The organism is Nocardia speluncae NBRC 108251, from assembly GCF_001613245.1.
In the GTDB taxonomy this organism is placed as follows: Bacteria; Actinomycetota; Actinomycetes; order Mycobacteriales; family Mycobacteriaceae; genus Nocardia; species Nocardia speluncae.
In genome coordinates this window covers 1-16,589 of the sequence record NZ_BDBZ01000001.1, presented here as the reverse complement: position 1 = coordinate 16,589, position 16,589 = coordinate 1, and the positions used below count along the sequence as shown (strand labels likewise).

Annotated in this window: 16 protein-coding genes; 8 read left to right on the top strand and 8 right to left on the bottom strand. The window is 66.4% G+C overall.

The features are described from left to right. Window positions 1–151: 151 nt before the first annotated feature. From NS6_RS00080 to NS6_RS00070, 3 genes are read right to left on the bottom strand one after another with little or no spacing between them, the layout of a single operon-like run. Window positions 152–1,099 carry a VOC family protein gene (locus NS6_RS00080; RefSeq protein ID WP_068035041.1) on the bottom strand — a complete coding sequence of 316 codons (948 nt, stop codon included), beginning with the start codon at window positions 1,097–1,099 and terminating at the stop codon, window positions 152–154. A gap of 29 nt (window positions 1,100–1,128) precedes the next feature. Continuing rightward, window positions 1,129–2,313, bottom strand: coding sequence for an acyl-CoA dehydrogenase family protein (locus NS6_RS00075; protein ID WP_068035039.1), 1,185 nt, complete (start codon window positions 2,311–2,313; stop codon window positions 1,129–1,131). 46 nt (window positions 2,314–2,359) lie between these two features. Beyond that, on the bottom strand, window positions 2,360–3,544 hold the full coding sequence (locus NS6_RS00070; protein WP_068035037.1) for a 3-ketosteroid-9-alpha-monooxygenase, oxygenase component: 1,185 nt from the start codon (window positions 3,542–3,544) through the stop codon (window positions 2,360–2,362). Between the two features lie 268 nt (window positions 3,545–3,812). Between NS6_RS00070 and NS6_RS00065 the strand changes: the two genes are divergently transcribed. Further along, window positions 3,813–4,613: an IclR family transcriptional regulator gene (locus tag NS6_RS00065; protein WP_068035035.1), complete on the top strand. Its 801-nt coding sequence runs from the start codon at window positions 3,813–3,815 to the stop codon at window positions 4,611–4,613. Window positions 4,614–4,710: 97 nt separating this feature from the next. Here NS6_RS00065 and NS6_RS00060 read toward each other — a convergent pair whose 3' ends face one another. Then, the gene (locus NS6_RS00060) at window positions 4,711–5,469 is read right to left on the bottom strand and encodes an SDR family NAD(P)-dependent oxidoreductase (RefSeq protein WP_068035033.1); all 759 of its coding nucleotides are present in this window, start codon (window positions 5,467–5,469) and stop codon (window positions 4,711–4,713) included. A 134-nt stretch (window positions 5,470–5,603) separates the two neighbouring features. Between NS6_RS00060 and NS6_RS00055 the strand changes: the two genes are divergently transcribed. Genes NS6_RS00055 through NS6_RS00035 form a run of 5 tightly spaced genes read left to right on the top strand, consistent with a single transcriptional unit; the run spans window position 5,604 to window position 10,648 of the window. Further along, window positions 5,604–6,404: an enoyl-CoA hydratase/isomerase family protein gene (locus tag NS6_RS00055; protein WP_068035031.1), complete on the top strand. Its 801-nt coding sequence runs from the start codon at window positions 5,604–5,606 to the stop codon at window positions 6,402–6,404. Next, entirely contained in the window at window positions 6,401–7,558 is a 1,158-nt protein-coding gene (locus NS6_RS00050; RefSeq protein ID WP_068035025.1) for an acyl-CoA dehydrogenase family protein, read from the top strand. Before NS6_RS00055 ends, NS6_RS00050 begins: the two co-directional genes overlap by 4 nt. Beyond that, window positions 7,555–8,661 (top strand): acyl-CoA dehydrogenase family protein, encoded by a 1,107-nt coding sequence (locus NS6_RS00045; RefSeq protein ID WP_068035023.1) that lies wholly within the window; start codon window positions 7,555–7,557, stop codon window positions 8,659–8,661. The genes NS6_RS00050 and NS6_RS00045 overlap by 4 nt, the downstream gene beginning before the upstream one ends. Further along, entirely contained in the window at window positions 8,658–9,932 is a 1,275-nt protein-coding gene (locus NS6_RS00040; RefSeq protein WP_068035020.1) for a CaiB/BaiF CoA transferase family protein, read from the top strand. Before NS6_RS00045 ends, NS6_RS00040 begins: the two co-directional genes overlap by 4 nt. Beyond that, complete coding sequence (locus tag NS6_RS00035) at window positions 9,929–10,648, top strand: GntR family transcriptional regulator (RefSeq protein WP_068035019.1); 720 nt, start codon at window positions 9,929–9,931, stop codon at window positions 10,646–10,648. Before NS6_RS00040 ends, NS6_RS00035 begins: the two co-directional genes overlap by 4 nt. A 149-nt stretch (window positions 10,649–10,797) precedes the next feature. Here the strand turns inward: NS6_RS00035 and NS6_RS00030 are convergent, their stop codons facing one another. The 3 genes from NS6_RS00030 to NS6_RS00020 all read right to left on the bottom strand — a co-directional run bounded on the left by NS6_RS00030 (window position 10,798) and on the right by NS6_RS00020 (window position 11,775). Continuing rightward, window positions 10,798–11,073, bottom strand: coding sequence for a Txe/YoeB family addiction module toxin (locus NS6_RS00030; protein WP_068035017.1), 276 nt, complete (start codon window positions 11,071–11,073; stop codon window positions 10,798–10,800). Next, entirely contained in the window at window positions 11,070–11,333 is a 264-nt protein-coding gene (locus tag NS6_RS00025) for a type II toxin-antitoxin system Phd/YefM family antitoxin (RefSeq protein ID WP_068035015.1), read from the bottom strand. The genes NS6_RS00030 and NS6_RS00025 overlap by 4 nt, the downstream gene beginning before the upstream one ends. Before the next feature lie 139 nt (window positions 11,334–11,472). Continuing rightward, the gene (locus tag NS6_RS00020; protein WP_068035011.1) at window positions 11,473–11,775 is read right to left on the bottom strand and encodes a hypothetical protein; all 303 of its coding nucleotides are present in this window, start codon (window positions 11,773–11,775) and stop codon (window positions 11,473–11,475) included. A gap of 269 nt (window positions 11,776–12,044) precedes the next feature. Between NS6_RS00020 and NS6_RS00015 the strand changes: the two genes are divergently transcribed. Continuing rightward, window positions 12,045–13,400 (top strand): NsdA family TPR-like regulatory protein, encoded by a 1,356-nt coding sequence (locus tag NS6_RS00015; RefSeq protein WP_068035009.1) that lies wholly within the window; start codon window positions 12,045–12,047, stop codon window positions 13,398–13,400. Here the strand turns inward: NS6_RS00015 and NS6_RS00010 are convergent. Further along, complete coding sequence (locus NS6_RS00010) at window positions 13,387–13,920, bottom strand: NUDIX domain-containing protein (protein ID WP_068035008.1); 534 nt, start codon at window positions 13,918–13,920, stop codon at window positions 13,387–13,389. The genes NS6_RS00015 and NS6_RS00010 overlap by 14 nt on opposite strands. A 333-nt stretch (window positions 13,921–14,253) precedes the next feature. On the opposite strand from NS6_RS00010, the gene NS6_RS00005 reads away from it, so the two are divergent. After that, window positions 14,254–16,589, top strand: a 2,336-nt coding sequence (locus tag NS6_RS00005; RefSeq protein ID WP_157112553.1) for an AAA family ATPase, incomplete at its 3' end; no start/stop codon positions are given.

The window sequence follows — 16,589 nt, the reverse complement described above, 5'->3', positions numbered from 1 at the left end:
CCGCACACCACCACTGCCGCTTCCAGAACCGGCCGCCTCCGGTTGGCGGGCCGACACCGTGGAGTGCCGGCCCGCCACCTTCGGCAGGCACAACCGGACGGGCGGGCTCACCCTCCGGCTCAGCGGTCCCTGCACCGGAATCGGCGGGAGCTCAGGCTCGCGCCGGTTCTGCTTCGCCGGCTTCCGCAGCCCGCTGCGCTTCCTTCATCTCTCGGGCCCACATCCATTCGTGGCCCCAGTAGCTGTCGGCGGTGATCTCTTCGGCCGTGTAATAGGTTTCGTCGACGAGCTTGGCGCCGGTGCCGTATTCGATATCCCAGCCACCGGGTACCCGCACGTAGAACGAGATCATCTTGTCGTTGGTGTGCCGGCCCAGGGTCGAGGACACCGGGAAACCGCGGGCCGCTACCTGGTCGTAGGCGCGGCCGACCGCGTCGAGTTCGTCCACCTCGACCATGACGTGGATCAGGCCCGGATCGCGACCCTCCATGCTGGGCATGATCGCCAGGCTGTGGTGACGCTGATTGACTCCCATGAACCGGATCCGCAACGGACCCGCCTCCGGTGGCGCAGGCATCCGGAAAGCGCCCCGGGACAGAAACCCCAGGGTTTCGGTGTAGAAGGCGAACGATTCGTCGAAGTTGGTCGTCGGCATCACCACATGGCCCAGGCCCTGATCGCCGGTGACGAATTTCTGGCCGAACTTGGTGATCACCGGGCTGTGTTCGAGCACCGGTCCGTAGAAGAATTCCAGCGGGGTGCCGCCGGGATCCTTCAGGCAGATACCGGCCTCGACTTTGCGCCTGTCGGCCAGCTCCTGGCTCATGGGCGTATACGCGACACCGGCCCCGTCCAGGGTGGCGGTCAGCCGGCGTAGCGCGGGCGCGTCCCGGACCTCCCAGCCGACCGCGGTCACCCGGTCGACGTCACCGTGCTCGACGGTGATGCGTGATGCTCGCTCGTCCATCCGGAAGTGCAGGGCGTCGGTTTCGTCACCGAAACCGGGTGCGAAGCCCAGTACCTCGAACCCGAGCTCACGCCAGCGTTCCATATCGGTGGCCTGAACCCGTACGTAGCCGAGTGCTCTGATTTCCGTCATCGTGTGTCCGTAATTCCTTTCCGGGGCTCTCAGATCATCACGCGCAGCGGTCCCTCGGGGACCTCCACACCGAGTGACGACATGGCGGCCGCGTGATACGTGGTGCTGGTGACATGGATGGCGTGGTGCAGACCGGCATGCGCGTCACGCCAGAATCGCTGGAGCGGATTGTCCATCCGCAGCGCGTTACCGCCCGCTCGGTCGAAGATCTCGTCGGCGGCGCGGACCGCCCGCCAGGCGGCACGGGCCTGATCGCGGCGCACCGCGGCCCGCGCTTCGAAGTCGATCTCCTCGCCGCGGTCGACCTTGTCCCAGATACGGTCGACATTGGCCAGCAGTTGCTGCCGGGCCGCATCGATCTCCGATGCCGCCTCACCGAGCGCGTGCAGAACGTAGGGATCGTCCTTGACGAGCGTGCCTGTCGCACCGACCCGGTTGCGCTGATAGTCGACCCCCGCCGCGAGCACGCCTTCGCAGATGCCGATGGTCGCGGCGGTGATGCCCAGCGGGAACATGGTGGACCAGGGCATCTTGTAGAGCGTTTCCGTGACGCCGTACTCTTTCGCCGCGGTACCGTCGATCACCTTCCCCCCGTCCATCACCCGGTAGTTCGGAATGAAGGCATTCTTGACGATGATGTCCTTGCTTCCGGTGCCGCGCAGTCCGACCACATCCCAGGAATCCGCGACGATCTCATAGTCCGACCGGGGCAGAATCACGTGCAGGCTCTGTGGCGGCATCAACGGTTTACCGTCGGCACCACCTACCATGGCGCCGAGGAAAATCCAGTCACAATGATCGGTGCCGGAGGAGAATTGCCAGCGGCCGTTCATCACATAACCATCGCCTGTCGGCACGGCGACACCGCCGGGCATGTACGGCGAGGCCTGCCAGGTATCGGTGTCTTCGCCGAGGATTTCCTCCTGCACCTTGGGATCGGCGAAAGCGAGCTGCCAGGGGTGCACACCCACGATGCCGCCGACCCAACCGGCGGAACCGTAGAAACTCGCGGTCTTCATCACGGTTTCGGCGAACTCGCGCGGATGCGCCTCGTAGCCGTTGTACTTCTTGCGCTGCAGCAGCCGGATGATTCCGGCATCCTTCAGGCCTTTGGCCATATCGTCGGGCAGACGGCCGAGGGAATCCCCCTCCTCGGCGCCGGCGCGGATCTCGTCGGCGATGGCGACGATCTTGTCGAGTACTTCGTAGGACATCGGAGCTCCTGGTCCGGGAAACGGGAATGTTTCGGGGTGAGAGTGGTCAGGAGGATGCGGAGGCTGCCCGACGCTGCGCCGGGATGGCGCTACGACCGGCGGCCAGATTCGCATCGACCTCGTCCTGCCAATTCTGCAGGGCGCGTTCGGTATCGATCTCGAATTCGAACCGGTTGACCATCTCCGGCTCGATGTCCTCGACGTCGACGTAGAACTGTTCGTACCAACGGCGCAGCTGATATACCGGGCCGTCTTCCTCGCACAGCAGCGGATTGTCGATCCGCGATTTGTTCTTCCAGATCTCCACGTCCTGTTCGAAACCGATCGCGACGCCCTGCGCCACAGCGGTAGCGACCTGCTCGGCCGCGGCATCGTCCATGCCGGTCGGCTTCTCCACCATCACGCCGTACTGCAGCCGGAACGAGGTCGGACTGATCGGGTAATGGCAGTTGATCAGGTAGATACGCGGCTCACCGGCCCCGGCCTGGCCGCCGCTCCAGAGCTTGTCGATCATGTACGAAGGACCGTAATACGTGGCGTCCGATTGACCTTCGTCGTTGTAATTCGTGCTGGTGCTGACTCCGGTCGCATCGGCACGTGGCAGCGACCGCATGACCTGGGTCGCGGTATGGCCCTCGAAGACATTCCGGAAATAGGTCGGCATGGCGTAGTGGACGTAGAAGAAATGCGCCATATCGACGACGTTGTCGACGATTTCGCGGCAGTGCGAGCCCTCGACCACGATCGAATTCCACACCCAGTCCGTCCACCCCGGATCCCCGTAGGTCGGGATCGCCGGAATCTCCAGCCCGGCGGGCGGCTTGCTGCCCTGCGGGTCGTTCCAGACGAACAGCTGCCCACTGATCTCCCTGGTCGGCCACGCTTTGGTCCGGGCCAGCGGCGGAACCCGCCGGGCGTACGGGATGGATGCACATTTCCCGTCCCCACGCCACCGCCAGTCGTGGAAGGGGCAGGCGATATCGTTGCCCTTCACGGTGCCTCGGGCCAGATTCCCACCCATATGCGGGCAGAACGCGTTGAGGACGTTCACCTTCCCGTCCTCGCCGCGGAAGACGACGAGCTCGGTACCGAACGCGGCGATCTGGTGCGGGCGGCCGTCGGCGAAGTCACGCAGCAGACCGAGGCAGTGCCAGCCCCGCGCATAACGCGCAGGCGGCGCACCGGTGTCGATGACACGGACTTCATTGCCGGTCTCGATCGTGGGACTCACGATACCTCCTGGTCAGATGATTGCGACCGCGGAACTCGTCGCAATGTGTCCACCTTCGCAGCCGCGACCCCGGTGTGACCCGAATCTCCTGCTGAGTGGGAGCCTTTTCCGACCCGGCCGGCGTCTCGCTGACCGGGAGGACCACTCGGCCGTGGCGGTGGCTGGATGCGATCGTCGGAGACGATGCTCGTCACGGTGCGTTGAGCTGCCCCGCATGTAGTAGTACCGTGACTCACGTCACAGAGCTGTGATGCGTGCTGGAGGTCGGATGAGAACATCAAGTCCCGCTGGAGTACCGGTCTCGGTCGTCGAGCGGATATCCCTCGTTCTGGAGACGTTCAACGGGGCCGGTCCTTTCACCCTCGCGCAGGTCACCTCCCGCACCGGCCTGCCGCGCTCCTCGGTCCATCGCCTGCTGGAACAGCTCACGAACACGGGCTGGCTCGCGCGTTCGCCCGAACAGACCTACGAACTCGGCGTCAAGGCCTATGAGATGGGCCAGGCGGCGCTCAATCAGAACCGCCTGCTGCGCGGCGCCCGGCCGATCATGCAGGCGTTCGCGCACCGCACCGGACTCACCATCCAGCTCGCCGTTGTCAGCCGCGGCGACACCGTCTATCTGGCGAAGGTCAACGGCCGCGCCTCCGGCCCCACGCCCACGGCCGTCGGTCAGCGGATACCCGCCCACCTCACAGCGGTGGGTAAGGCACAGCTGGCTTTCGCCGGGGAGTCCGGCCACCGGCCGATCTCCGGCGAACTCCGCCGCTCGGGCGGCGGCGCACCGGTCCGGCGCACACCGCAGAGTATGACGACCGAAGCCCAGCTCGCGGACGATCTCGCCGCCGTCCGTGATCGTGGCGCGGCGTTCGATCGCGGGGAAGCGTTCACCGGCCTCGGCTGTGTGGGCGTCTCACTCGGGCCGCCCGACCATATCTACGGCAACCTGGCCGGGATCTCGGTGTGCGCGCCGGTCACCTCGCTCGACTACCGCACGCTGGTGGGTCCGGTGCGGGTAGCGGCGCGCGAGATCTGGGATCGGTGCGTCGCGGCGGATCTCGCGTCCCATTAGCCGGGATTTTTCTGCGCCGCGTCCGGTCGGCCGCAGTGGTGGAGTCCACGCTCACCGCCGGGTCGATCTCATCTGCGGCGGCGTCGCCATATCCCGCTCATCGGGTCTGCGACCCACCGTTGAAGTCCAGGGTCTGGCCGGTCATCCCCCCGGACTCGTTCGAGGCCAGATACGCGCAGAAAGCCCCGACCTCGATCGGATCGCCGAGACGGCCGATCGGGATGGTCGTAATGATCTTGTCGATCATCTCCGGCGTCATCTTCTCCGCCAGGTTGGCCTGCTGGCCGAGTGCGACAATATTCGCCGTAACGCCATACTGCCCGGTCTCCGCCGCCAGATGCCGGATGAAACCCTCGATACCGCTCTTGCCGGTGGCATACATCGAGTAGTTGATGTTCTGCCCCGTTCGCGCCGAGCCCGACGAGATCTGCACGATCCGGCCCCAACCGGAGTCACACATCCCGTCCAGCACGGCTTTGACGCAGTTCATCGCGCCGTAGATGTTGAGATCGATCGACGGCGGCCACTGGTCGGGAGTGAGCTCGCGGAACGGCTTGATGACTCGCGTCTGCGCGACCCCGGCATTGTTCACCAGGATGTTCACTTGCCCGCCCAGTTCGGCCTCGGCCGCACGGACGGCGGCGACGGTTGCCTCGTAATCGGTGACATCGAACGCCTTCGCGATCGCCGTGTTGCCCTCGGCGACGATCTGCGCGGCCACCCGCTCGGCTCGCTCGCCGAAGAGGTCGTTGACGATCACCGCGGCACCCTGCCGCGCGAGCACCGTCGCGATGCCTTCGCCCACGCTCTGACCTGCTCCGGATACCAGGGCGATCCGCCCGGTCAACTCGAACACGAGTACTCCTCTCTGCCCGCCACTCGGTCGAATCCGGTTGGCGTTCTTCACTGTTGCCACTCTCCGGGCGCACACCACAGATTGTCAATCAATAATGGATCTTATTTTGGATCCAATCTGCTACGGTCTGGTTCATGACGCCAGACGATTCGGCCGGCGCACCGCCAGAAGCCTCGGTTCTGACCGAGTTCACCGGCGGCGTCGCGCAGTTGACCCTCGACAATCCCCGCCGCAAGAACGCCATCACCCTCGAAATGGCCGCGCTCATCGGCGAATTCTGCGATCAGGTCGAGAACGACCCCACTATCGGCGCGGTCGTCGTACGCTCCGCCGGCGCATACTTCTGCAGTGGTGCGGACACCCGCGATCTCGCGGCCTCCTCTGCGGATCCGGCCTCTCCCGAAGCCGTGCGCCGCACTTCAGCGGTCTACAGCGCTTTCGTGCGCGTCGGTTCCCTGCCGGTTCCCACGATCGCCCGAGTCGTCGGCGGCGCCGTGGGCGCCGGACTCAACCTGGCCCTGGCCGCCGACATCATGGTGCTGACGCCGGATTCGGTGCTCGACAGCGGGTTCCTGGCCCGCAACATCCACCCGGGCGGCGGTCACCTCGCGCTGCTCGGTCGCGCGGCCGGCTGGTCCCGAACCGTAGCCCTCGCCGCATGCGGACGCTCGATGACCGGAACCGAGGCAGCCGCCTGCGGGCTCGCCTACGCCGCCGTCCCCGAAACCGATCTCGATCCGCTCATCGCCGAGCTCACCACCACGCCGGCCGCCGACCCGGAGCTGAGCCGGCGGATCATGACCAGCGCCCGCCTCGAGCTCGGGCCACCGGCAGTCAGCTGGTCATCGGCACTCGAGATCGAACGCGGCGTGCAGATGTGGTCGATGTCGCGTAAGGGGCAGGCATCCTGGTCGTCGCGAGGGCCGGGGCGATGACCACCGGAGCCGGTTCGCCGGTAGCCGAGAGCCCGGAACTGCATGCGCTGCGCACCGAGGTACGCACCTTCCTGAACGAGCAACTCGCGGCGCTCACATTCGTTCCGGCCGTGGACAATTGGATGAGCGGATTCGATCCCGAGTTCAGCGCCCGGCTCGGGCAGCAGGGCTGGCTGGGGATGACCCTGCCGGCTGCCTACGGCGGCCACGACAGGTCTCCGGTCGAACGTTTCGTCGTAACCGAGGAGCTGCTCGCCCACGGCGCACCGGTCGCCGCGCACTGGATCGCCGACCGCCAGATGGCGCCGGGCATCCTCGCCAACGGCACCGAAGAACAGAAACAGCGTTATCTGCCCGGAATCGCCGCCGGAACACTGTTCTTCGCGATCGGCATGAGCGAACCAGAGGCAGGCTCCGATCTCGCTGCCGTCCGCACCCGTGCCCTCCCCCACGACGATGGATCCTGGACCCTCAATGGGACGAAGGTGTGGACCACCGGCGCCCATCTGGCGCATGCCATGGTGCTGCTCGCCCGCAGTGACGGCGACGCAGGTGATCGACAGACCGGACTATCCCAATTCCTCGTAGACCTGTCACACCCCGATATCGAGGTGCGCCCGCTGCGCAGTATCGACGGCGAGGCCCATTTCAACGAGGTGATCTTCCATGACGCGCGTGTCGGTCCGGAGGCCCTGTTGGGCCGGCGCGGTGAAGGTTGGACGCAGGTGATGCGCGAGCTCGCCTTCGAACGCTCCGGTCCCGAACGCTATCTGTCCACGATGCCGCTGTTGCGGGCCTGGGCCGCCGAGTTGCGCCGCTCCGGCGCCACGGAGGAACAACGCATCACGCTGGGAACACTCACGGCGCAGGCCTGGGCCCTGCGCCGGATGTCGTTGTCGGTAGCCGCCGAACTGGCCGGAGGGCGCCGGCCCGATGTGCGGGCGGCGATGGTGAAGGACCTCGGGTCGGCATTCGAAGGCGATCTGGTGGAGGCAGTGCGGGCCGCATGCGCTACCGATCCCCGCCGCACCGGCGACGATCCGTTCGCCCGCATGCTGGCCGACAGCATGCTGCATATTCCGGCGTTCACACTACGTGGCGGGACGAACGAGATCCTTCGCGGAATCGTCGCTCGCGGAATGGGATTGCGATGACAGGCCCGAACGCCGAACTACTCGCGACCGTCCGCGCGATGATCGAACGGGCGGGTGTCGACACCACCACTCCCGCCGCCGGTATGGACAGCGCCGTCTGGTCGGTACTCGCCGACGCCGGATTCACCGGAATCGGTATCCCCGAAGACCGCGGCGGCAGCGGCGGCACCCTCGCCGAGGCGCTCACCGTGGTCTCGGCCGCGGTCACCGGCGGTGCCCTCACCATGCTCATCGAGCACACTGTGCTCGCCGGCTGGCTGGCGGCACGCTGTGATATCTCCCTGGGCGCGCACACCGCTACGATTGCCCACGCGCGTCCCGGCACTGCGGTCCGCGAAGCCGGTGCCGGCGGACCGGTTCTGGACGGCTCGGTACGGGCGGTGGTGCACGGAGCCGACGCCGATCGGCTGGTGATACTGCTCGACCCGGTCGTCGCGGATCGCGGGCCTGCGGTGGCGTTCCTTTCCGCCACCGGCTCCGGCGTCACGGCGACGCCCGGTACCGATCTCATCGGTGCCGCCGTCACCGATTACGACTTCGACGCCGTCGCGGTCGAATCGTATGCCGAATCCCCGGTCGGCGAACCCGAACTCACCGAACGTGGTGCGCTCGCCTACGCCGTCGCGCTCGCCGCCGCGGCGCGCGCTGTCTGCGACCGGACCGTCGAATACGCGGGACAGCGCACCCAGTTCGGCCGCCCGCTGAGCAAATTCCAGGCCGTGCAGCAGCGGCTGGCCGGTATGGCCGCGCTCACCACGCTCATGGAAACGGCCATCGAAGCGGCCGTAGCCGAGGACGCCGGCTCCGATCCGAACCGGGCGCGAACCGCCATCGCCGCCGCGAAAGTGGTGACCTCGTCCTCGGCCCGGGAAATCGCCGCCGCGGGCCACCAACTCCACGGCGCGATCGGGTTCACCGCCGAATATCCGCTCGGCCGATCCACCACGGCCCTGCTGGCCTGGCGAGAACGGTACGGGTCGGAACGCTACTGGGCCGGCATCCTCGCCGACCGGATCCTCGAAGGCGGCGCCGACGTCTGGGACCTCGTCACCGGATCCGGCGACGTGGGCACCCGCGCGGCGACAGAAGGGAACAATCGATGACCGTCACCACACCCGCCGAGAACCCTGCCGCCATGCCCGCCATCGACGGCCGTGCCGCATGGCGTTCGGCGGACACCGCCACCGGTAACGGTGTGCTCACCGGGGTGCGGGTGCTCGACCTGAGCCGGGTACTCGCCGGCCCCTACACCGCCCAGATCCTGGCCGACCACGGCGCCGAAGTCATCAAAGTAGAAGCGCCCACCGGCGACGAGACCCGCAGCTGGGGACCCCCCTTTCTGGAATCCGGGGCGAGCAGCGCCTACTACGCGAGCCTCAACCACAGCAAGGACAACGTCGTCCTCGATCTGCGCACCGACGCGGGCCGGGAGATTCTCGGGCATCTGCTCGCGGGCGCCGATATCGTGGTCGAGAACTTCAAGGCGGGCACCTTGGCGCGCTGGGGGTTCGACTACGAGTCCGTGCTCAGCGCACGCCATCCGCAGATGATCTACTGCCGGATCACCGGTTTCGGTGTGGACGGGCCGATGGGCGGGCTGCCCGGCTACGATGCCGTTCTGCAGTCCTTCGGTGGCCTGATGAGCATCAACGGCTATCCCGACGGCAACCCACTACGCGTCGGCATTCCGATCGTCGATATCGTCGCCGCCAATATGGCGGTGAGCGGCATCCTGCTGGCGATGCTCGAACGCGGGCGCAGCGGGCAGGGCCAGCTGGTCGATATCACGCTGCTGGACTCCGTCCTCTCCCTCCTGCACCCCCACGCGGCCAACTGGATGGCAGGCGGCACGGTGCCGCAGCGGACGGGGGATTTCCATCCCACAGTGGCGCCGTATCAGGTGTTCCGGGCCGCGGACGGTGATTTCTTCGTCAGCGCGGCCAACAACCGCCAATTCCGTGCGCTCACCGAAACTCTCGGCCTGCCCGGACTCGCCGGCGATCCGCGCTTCACCTCCAACGGCGACCGCTACGCCCACCGGGATGAACTCGTCGCGCTGCTCGGCGAACGTATCGCGCAGTGTTCGCGCGAAGATCTTGGCCGGCGACTCGAAGAGGCCGGCGTACCCGCGAGCCCGGTGCACACGGTCGATGAAGCGCTGCAATCCGAACAGGCCCGGCATCGCGGCCTGTACATCGATGACGACGACTACCGCGGTATCGGTGTCCCGATCGCCCTGGGCCGGTCCGGTCACCGCCGTCCGCGTCCCGCCGTGCCACTCGGCGCCGACACCACCGCTGTGCTCACCGCGATGGGATACGGCACCGATCGTATCGACGAACTCCGTGCGGCTGGTATCTTCGGAAACCCGTGAGCAGACCCAGCGGAGAAACCCCGCCCGCAGACCGCGGGCGCGACGGCGAACGGGCGGCGGCACGGGTCGTCGAAGACATCGAACGACTCATCGTCACCGGCGAACTGCTACCCGGGCAGCCGATCCGCCAGGTGCTGATGGCCGAACGCCTCGGCGTCAGCCGGCTCCCCATCCGGGAGGCATTGCGCCAGCTCGCGGCCGCCGGCCTGGTCGACCACGAACACAACGTGGGATATACGGTCGCGCGGCTGCAGCAATCGGATTTCGACCAGATCTACCTGATGCGCGCCGCACTCGAGCGGGAGATCATCGCGACCCTGCCCCGGTTCACCGATAAGGCGCTCACCGAGGTCCGCCGCCTCGGCGAACTGGTCGTCGACGCCGCCGAACACGGTGACCTCCTGGCGATGCGATTGCACAACCATGCCTTCCACTTCGCCATCTTCGAACAGTCCCCGCTGAACCTGGTCGTCGCCGAGGTACGCCGGCTGTGGACGCTGGCCATGCCCTACCACGCCGCCTACCTGTACGACCCCGCCGCCCGCGCCCGGGTGATCGCCGAACACGACCAGATGATCGAGGCGCTCGCCGCCCACGACAACGACCGCCTCGACGAGTTGATGAACCTGCACCGCCGAGGCGGCGAAACCAGTACCGGGGTCATGCTCCGCACCACGGTGCGTCGCCCACCCGACCCCGCGGACGACGAGGAATAACCAGTGCACGCACCGTCCGACAACTCCCCTGCTCAGCCGACCCCGGCGGCACGGTTCCGGTAAACGGTCAGCGGATCACCGCTCGCGACCGGCTGCCGGGATCGCCCGTTTCCGGACCGAACTCCCCCAGGGTCCGCCGAACTGTTAGTTCAGCCCTCGTAGTGTGAACCCACTTGCACCACAACAATTTCGGTATCTGTCACGAGGTAGACCAAACGATGCTCCTGCGTGATCCGCCGCGACCAGCAACCAGCGAGTTGGTGACGCAGCGGTTCGGGTTTGCCGATACCCGCGAACGGATCACGCAGAACCGCGTCGATCATCTTGTTCGCGCCTTTCAGCACGGATCGGTCGGTGGCAAGCCAGCTTGTGTAGGACTTCCAGCCCTGCGCGGTGAACGTGAGCTTCCGCTCGGCGGCGGTCACCCGGCATCCGGATCGATGAGCGCATGCGCTTCGGCGCGTCCCGCACGAGCGTCTTCGGCGGATTGCAGCAGCCGGGCACCACCGTGGGTGCGTAACACGTACAGGGTCTCCATCAGCGAGTTGTAATCGCTTTCCGCCATGAGCACGGCGTTCTCACCACTCTTGGACACGACAGTGACAGTGTCGTGGTCGTCGTTGACCTGCTGCACCAGTCCGAAGAGGTTCTGACGCACGGTCGATATGGGTAAGGCTTTGGACATCGCGCCGTCCTGTCGAAGTTGTACGGCTTATTGTACGACATGGGAGCCCGCTCCGCTCACGACGGCCACCAGATCGCAGCTACGATCACCAGCAGCGGTAGAGCGATCGCGATCACGAAGCCCACGACGACCGGGGCGCTCACGGCGACACCTTTCCATATACCCAGCGTGCGAAACTGAGGCGCGGCAGGACAGTCTCCACATCGGCGACATCCATGACCCGATTCAACTCCAGCGGACCGAGGTGATCGGGGGCAGGAAGAATCACCACATCTGCCCCGGAATTGCGCACTTGGTCGGCCACGGACAGCACCGAGCGTTCATCCGGCCATACGAGGTCGTAGCCAAGTCGGTTCGCGAGGCGAAGCACCTGCACCCGGTCCCATGAGGGCGCACTGCTGGCGTCATCATCGATCCATCCCAATGCAATCGGGCCGATCATCGCACTACCGCGTTTCCGGCGACGCCGAAGAAGGCTCGTCTACGAGGAGTCCCGACCCGGAGATCAGCGAGCGGCACAAGTCCCTCACGGTGGACGTGTTCAAGCTCGGGCATTTGTGTTCCTTTGGTGTCACGATCGGATCAGTTGGCCCAGTTCATCGCTCAGCGCAGCGGTAGACAAGGCGCGCGGAGACGGCAGGTGTGCGCAGAGGGGGTGTGCAGAAGAGCACGTCGTCGTCACCGGAGCGAAGTTCGTGCCACACTTCGGTAATGGGACGTCGCCCCAAGCAGCCGAACCATCAACTGGGCGAGCTGCTCTACGAAACTCGTGCGAGCCGGAAAGGGTTCGCGCGGCGAATAGTCGAACGTGGCCGGGGTATCGGGATAGAACTCCGCTACGACCACACGTCTGTAGGCCGATGGCTGGCTGGGGAGCAACCGACGTCACCCGGGCCGAACTTGATCGCTGAGGTTCTGACGGAGCTGTGTGGTCGCCGCATCACACCGTCCGATTGCGGGATGGCGGTCGATCGATCGGCGAAGTCGGGGCTGGAATTTTCGCTGACCCTCGCGGGGGCGACCGCCTCCGTCACCGAGTTGTGGAGCAGTGATGTGGAACGTCGCCGGTTCCTGGAAGGCACTGCGTACGCGGTCGCGGTCTACCCGGCCGCGAGCATGCGCTGGCTGACCCTCCCCGGCCGCGAGCACCCGGCCTCGACTACAGGGCTCCGCCGTATCGGAGTATCCGATATCGACGCTTTGCGCACCATGACCACCGCGTTTCGCGATCTGGACAATCAAGTCGGAGGCGGTAAGGTCCGCTCCACGGTTGTGCACTACTTACACACGTCGGTCGCTCCGCTGCTGCGCGCCAGCTATACCGAAGAAGTCGGCCGTCGCCTTTTCGCAGTCACCGCCGAGCTCACGAAGCTGGCGGGCTGGGCCGCCTACGACCTCGAAGAACACGGCCTCGCGCAGAGGTATCTCATCCAGGCACTCAGGATGGCTCGCGCCGCCGGGGATACGGCACTGGGAGCCGAGATCCTGGCAGCCATGAGTCACCAGGCGACATATGTCGGACGGCCGGGTGACGCGGTAGATCTGGCACGGGCCGCACAGATCGCTGCCCGTTCGGCTGGACTGCCCGCGCTGGAAGCCGGGTGCTACATGGTAGAAGCCCACGGGCACGCGGCCCGATCCGATGCCCGATCCTGCGCGAATTCGTTGAACGCGGCCGAGGGCGCATTCGATCGCGACGGCTCGAATCGTCCTCCATGGCTGTCCTATCTCGACACCGCGTACATGGCAGCGAAGGCTGCTCAGTGCTTCCGTGACCTCGGCGACAACGATCGTGCCGCAGTGCTCGCGCGGCGATCTCTCAATATGAGCGACGGTTATCAACGAGGCAAGGTATTCAATCTGTGCCTCCTGGCGTCGAGCCTCGTTGCTGCCGATCCGCAGGAGGCGGTCCGGATCGGCACCACCGCGCTCGAACTGGCCGGCACTGTAGAGTCGCGCCGAACATATGCCTACCTCCGGGACGTGCGGGCACGGCTTGCCCCATACTGTGAGATTCCGGCAGTAGAGGAGTTTCGTCGGCAGGTGACGAGCGCTAGATCAGAGTGAGCGCCCGGTACACACCCACTACGGTCGCTGCGCCGACGATCTCGCCGCGGTCGATCATTTCCACTGCCTCGCCGAGTGGTACCCACCGAATCGTCTCGGCCTCGTTGATATCCGGTCGGGTAGCGGTGAGATCGGCACCATGGGCAATATAGATTTCCTGGGGATGGTCGAGGGTGCCGATTGCTGGCTGGTAGGTCACGAGATGCTGCATCGTGCGCGGCCGCCATCCGGTCTCCTCTTCGACCTCACGGGCTGCCGCGGCGGCGACATCTTCGGCGTGGTCGACGTATCCGCCGGGCAGTTCCCATATCCACCGGTCGATGATCCAACGGTGCCGGTACATCAGCAGTACCTCGCGAGCGCCGTTGAGCACCAAGGTCATCGCGCATCGTGGCATACGGGCGACGTACTGGGTGAACTCTACTCCGTCAGGAAGTCGAATATCCGCCGTCGACAAACGGATATGCCGGTTCTCGTCGACCAGTCGCTCACCGAGAATCGTCCACTGGGTATCGCTCACAGTCTCGACCGTAGTAGATAGGGCAGAGACTCGGCCGCGTTGTCACGCGAACGTCCCCGAGCAGTGTGGACGGCGGTATCAGCGGGGCCGATCTGACGGGCGTGGCTACAAGGTCTTTCAAAGCATGTTTCATGAGCCCGATGGTGTGGGGCTGAACCCGTTGAAGCGGGTGTGCGGAGTGGTCTTGTTCGGTGTGTGTGGGCGGTCGATGCGTGGCAGGCTGGTGTCTCGATTCGAAGGTCGGGAGTGTGGGTGGACGGCGGGCGTGCGTTGCTGGTGGGGATCGGGCGGTTCGATGCGAATCCGTCGGGAGGTGAGGTTCCGGTTGGCACGGTGGAGTTTTCGAACCTGCCGTTCATCGACGAGGTCGTGCCGCCGGTCGCCGAGGCCCTGAGCCGGTTGGGGTACGTCACCGATGTGCACCGCGACATCGGGGCAAAGGCGTTGCGGGCGGTCGTGACCGAGGCTACCGGCGGGTCCGCGCGGCTCATTTATGTGGCTTCCCATGGACAGCCGAGCCCTAATCCGCATCGTGTGGATGTGGTGCCCGCAGATGCCCAGGTCGGGCCCGGCACGGACGCCGCGCAGTGGGTAAACGACGCACAGCAGTCTGGGGTGCCGACGTTGTTCCTGTTCGACCTGTGCCGGTCCGGGCGTGCGGCGAGGCTTCCGCATCTGGTGTACGGGTCCCACACGCCGGTAAATGCGTGGGTGATCGCCGCGTCCGGAACGGACGAGGACGCCTACGACGGGCGGTTCAGCATAGCTTTGGCCGAGGTGTTGAAGGCCGTCGCCGAGACCGGGTTGGATACCGACCGATCGTGGTCGCACGTACCGTTCAAGACGGTGGCGCGGCAGATCCAGCTACGGGTCGAAAAAATGTCGGGGATTTCGCAGAGCGTGCACAGTACCCTGATGGATCCGGCTGCGGGGGAGCCGGATTTGCCGTTCTTCCCGAACGGCGCCTTCGACCCGACTGTGGCGAGCGTCGCGGATGTGGACCCGGCGCTGCGGGAATTCCTCGACCGGGACGCGCCCCACTTCGCCGAGAAGGCCGGAACCCAGTTCGTCGGTCGGCGTTCGCAGCTGCGGGCGCTCGCGCCGTGGCTCGACGACGTCGAGGCGGGTGGTCTTCAAGTGGTTACGGGTAATCCCGGGGTGGGCAAGTCGGCGTTGCTGGGGGCGTTGGCGTGTGCGGCACATCCAGAACTGGTTGAGATGCGCTCGGCCTCGCACGTTCGCGCACGGTTGGAGCGTGATCCGCTGGGGTGTCCCTCGATCAACCCACGGCTGGCTGCGGTCCACGCCCGCGGCCGGGATGTGGGCGAGGTCCTCGCTTCCATCGCCCGCCAACTCGATCTCGACTTCGCGGCGGAAGCCGCCGTCGATGCGTCCGTGCTCGCGGGCCTGCTTGCTGACATGGGTGAGGTGCCGGCGGTGATCGTGGACGCCCTGGACGAGACGGTTGACCCGGTTACGGTCTGCGCGGAGCTGGTCGGTTTGGCGGGTGCCGTGCGCAGCGATGGCCGGCCGGTGGTGCGCATGGTGGTGGGCACACGCCCGTGGCCGCAGTTCTCCGCACTGCTGGATTCCGCACGGGCCGCACACGGCCTCATCGATTTGGATGACGCTGACTCCGAGGAGGTCCGCCTCGACCTGGTAGACCACCTCACCGGCTTCCTCGCGAGGATGCCCGCCTATAAATCGCCCCACATGCGCGCGATCCGTGACCGCCTCGCCCGCGCCGTCGCCGACCGTCTCACCCCGTCCCCCGGGCATCGGGCAGAGTGGGGCTCGTTCCTGGTGGCCGGGATCTTCACCCGTTACCTAAGACGCGTTGCCGCCGCCGACAGTGTCGAAGCTGCCACGGAGCTGGGTCACTCGGCGCCCACGACGCTTCCCGGGGTGCTCGACCTGGAACTGGACAGCCACTCCGAGGGCCGCCACATCCGCGCCGTCCTCGCGGCGATCGCCCACGCTCAGGGTGAGGGCATGCCACTGGAAGTCGCCCTGCCGCTCGCGGGGGTGTTCACCGACCTCGACGCCGCACACGCCCGTGCCCTCCTGCCCGATGCCCTGTTCTACCTGCGTACCACCCCCGACCGGGACGGCACCCTGCTCTACCGCCTGTTCCACCAAGGGCTGGTCGATCACCTCACCCAACCCACGACCGACACCACCACGCCCACACCAGACGACATTCTGGCCCACCTCCTCGCCACCCACACCACCACCGACGGCCCCCTCCGTAGCTGGGACACCGCACCCCCCTACTTGCTGCGCCACGCCCCGGCGTATGCGGAAGCCGCCGGCCGCCTGGATGAACTCCTCGTCGACACCGAGTTCCTGGTTCATGGCGACCCGGCCGCACTCGTCACAGAGTTCCCCCGCGCCCACACCGACGACGCGCTGCTGACCCGCGCCATCTACCGCACCTCCATCGCCTACCACCGCGACACCGACCCCGCCACCCGGCGCCGCATCCTCGCACTGGACGCGGCACGCCACGGCACCAAAACCCTCACGTCGGCCTTCACGGAAAGATCCGAGGAGTCCACCTGGATGCCCGTCGCTGCAACAGGCGGAGGCATCACCCCCGCCTGCCGCGACACCCTCACCGGACACACCGGCTCGGTGAATGCGGTGGCGTGCACGGTCCTGGACGGGCG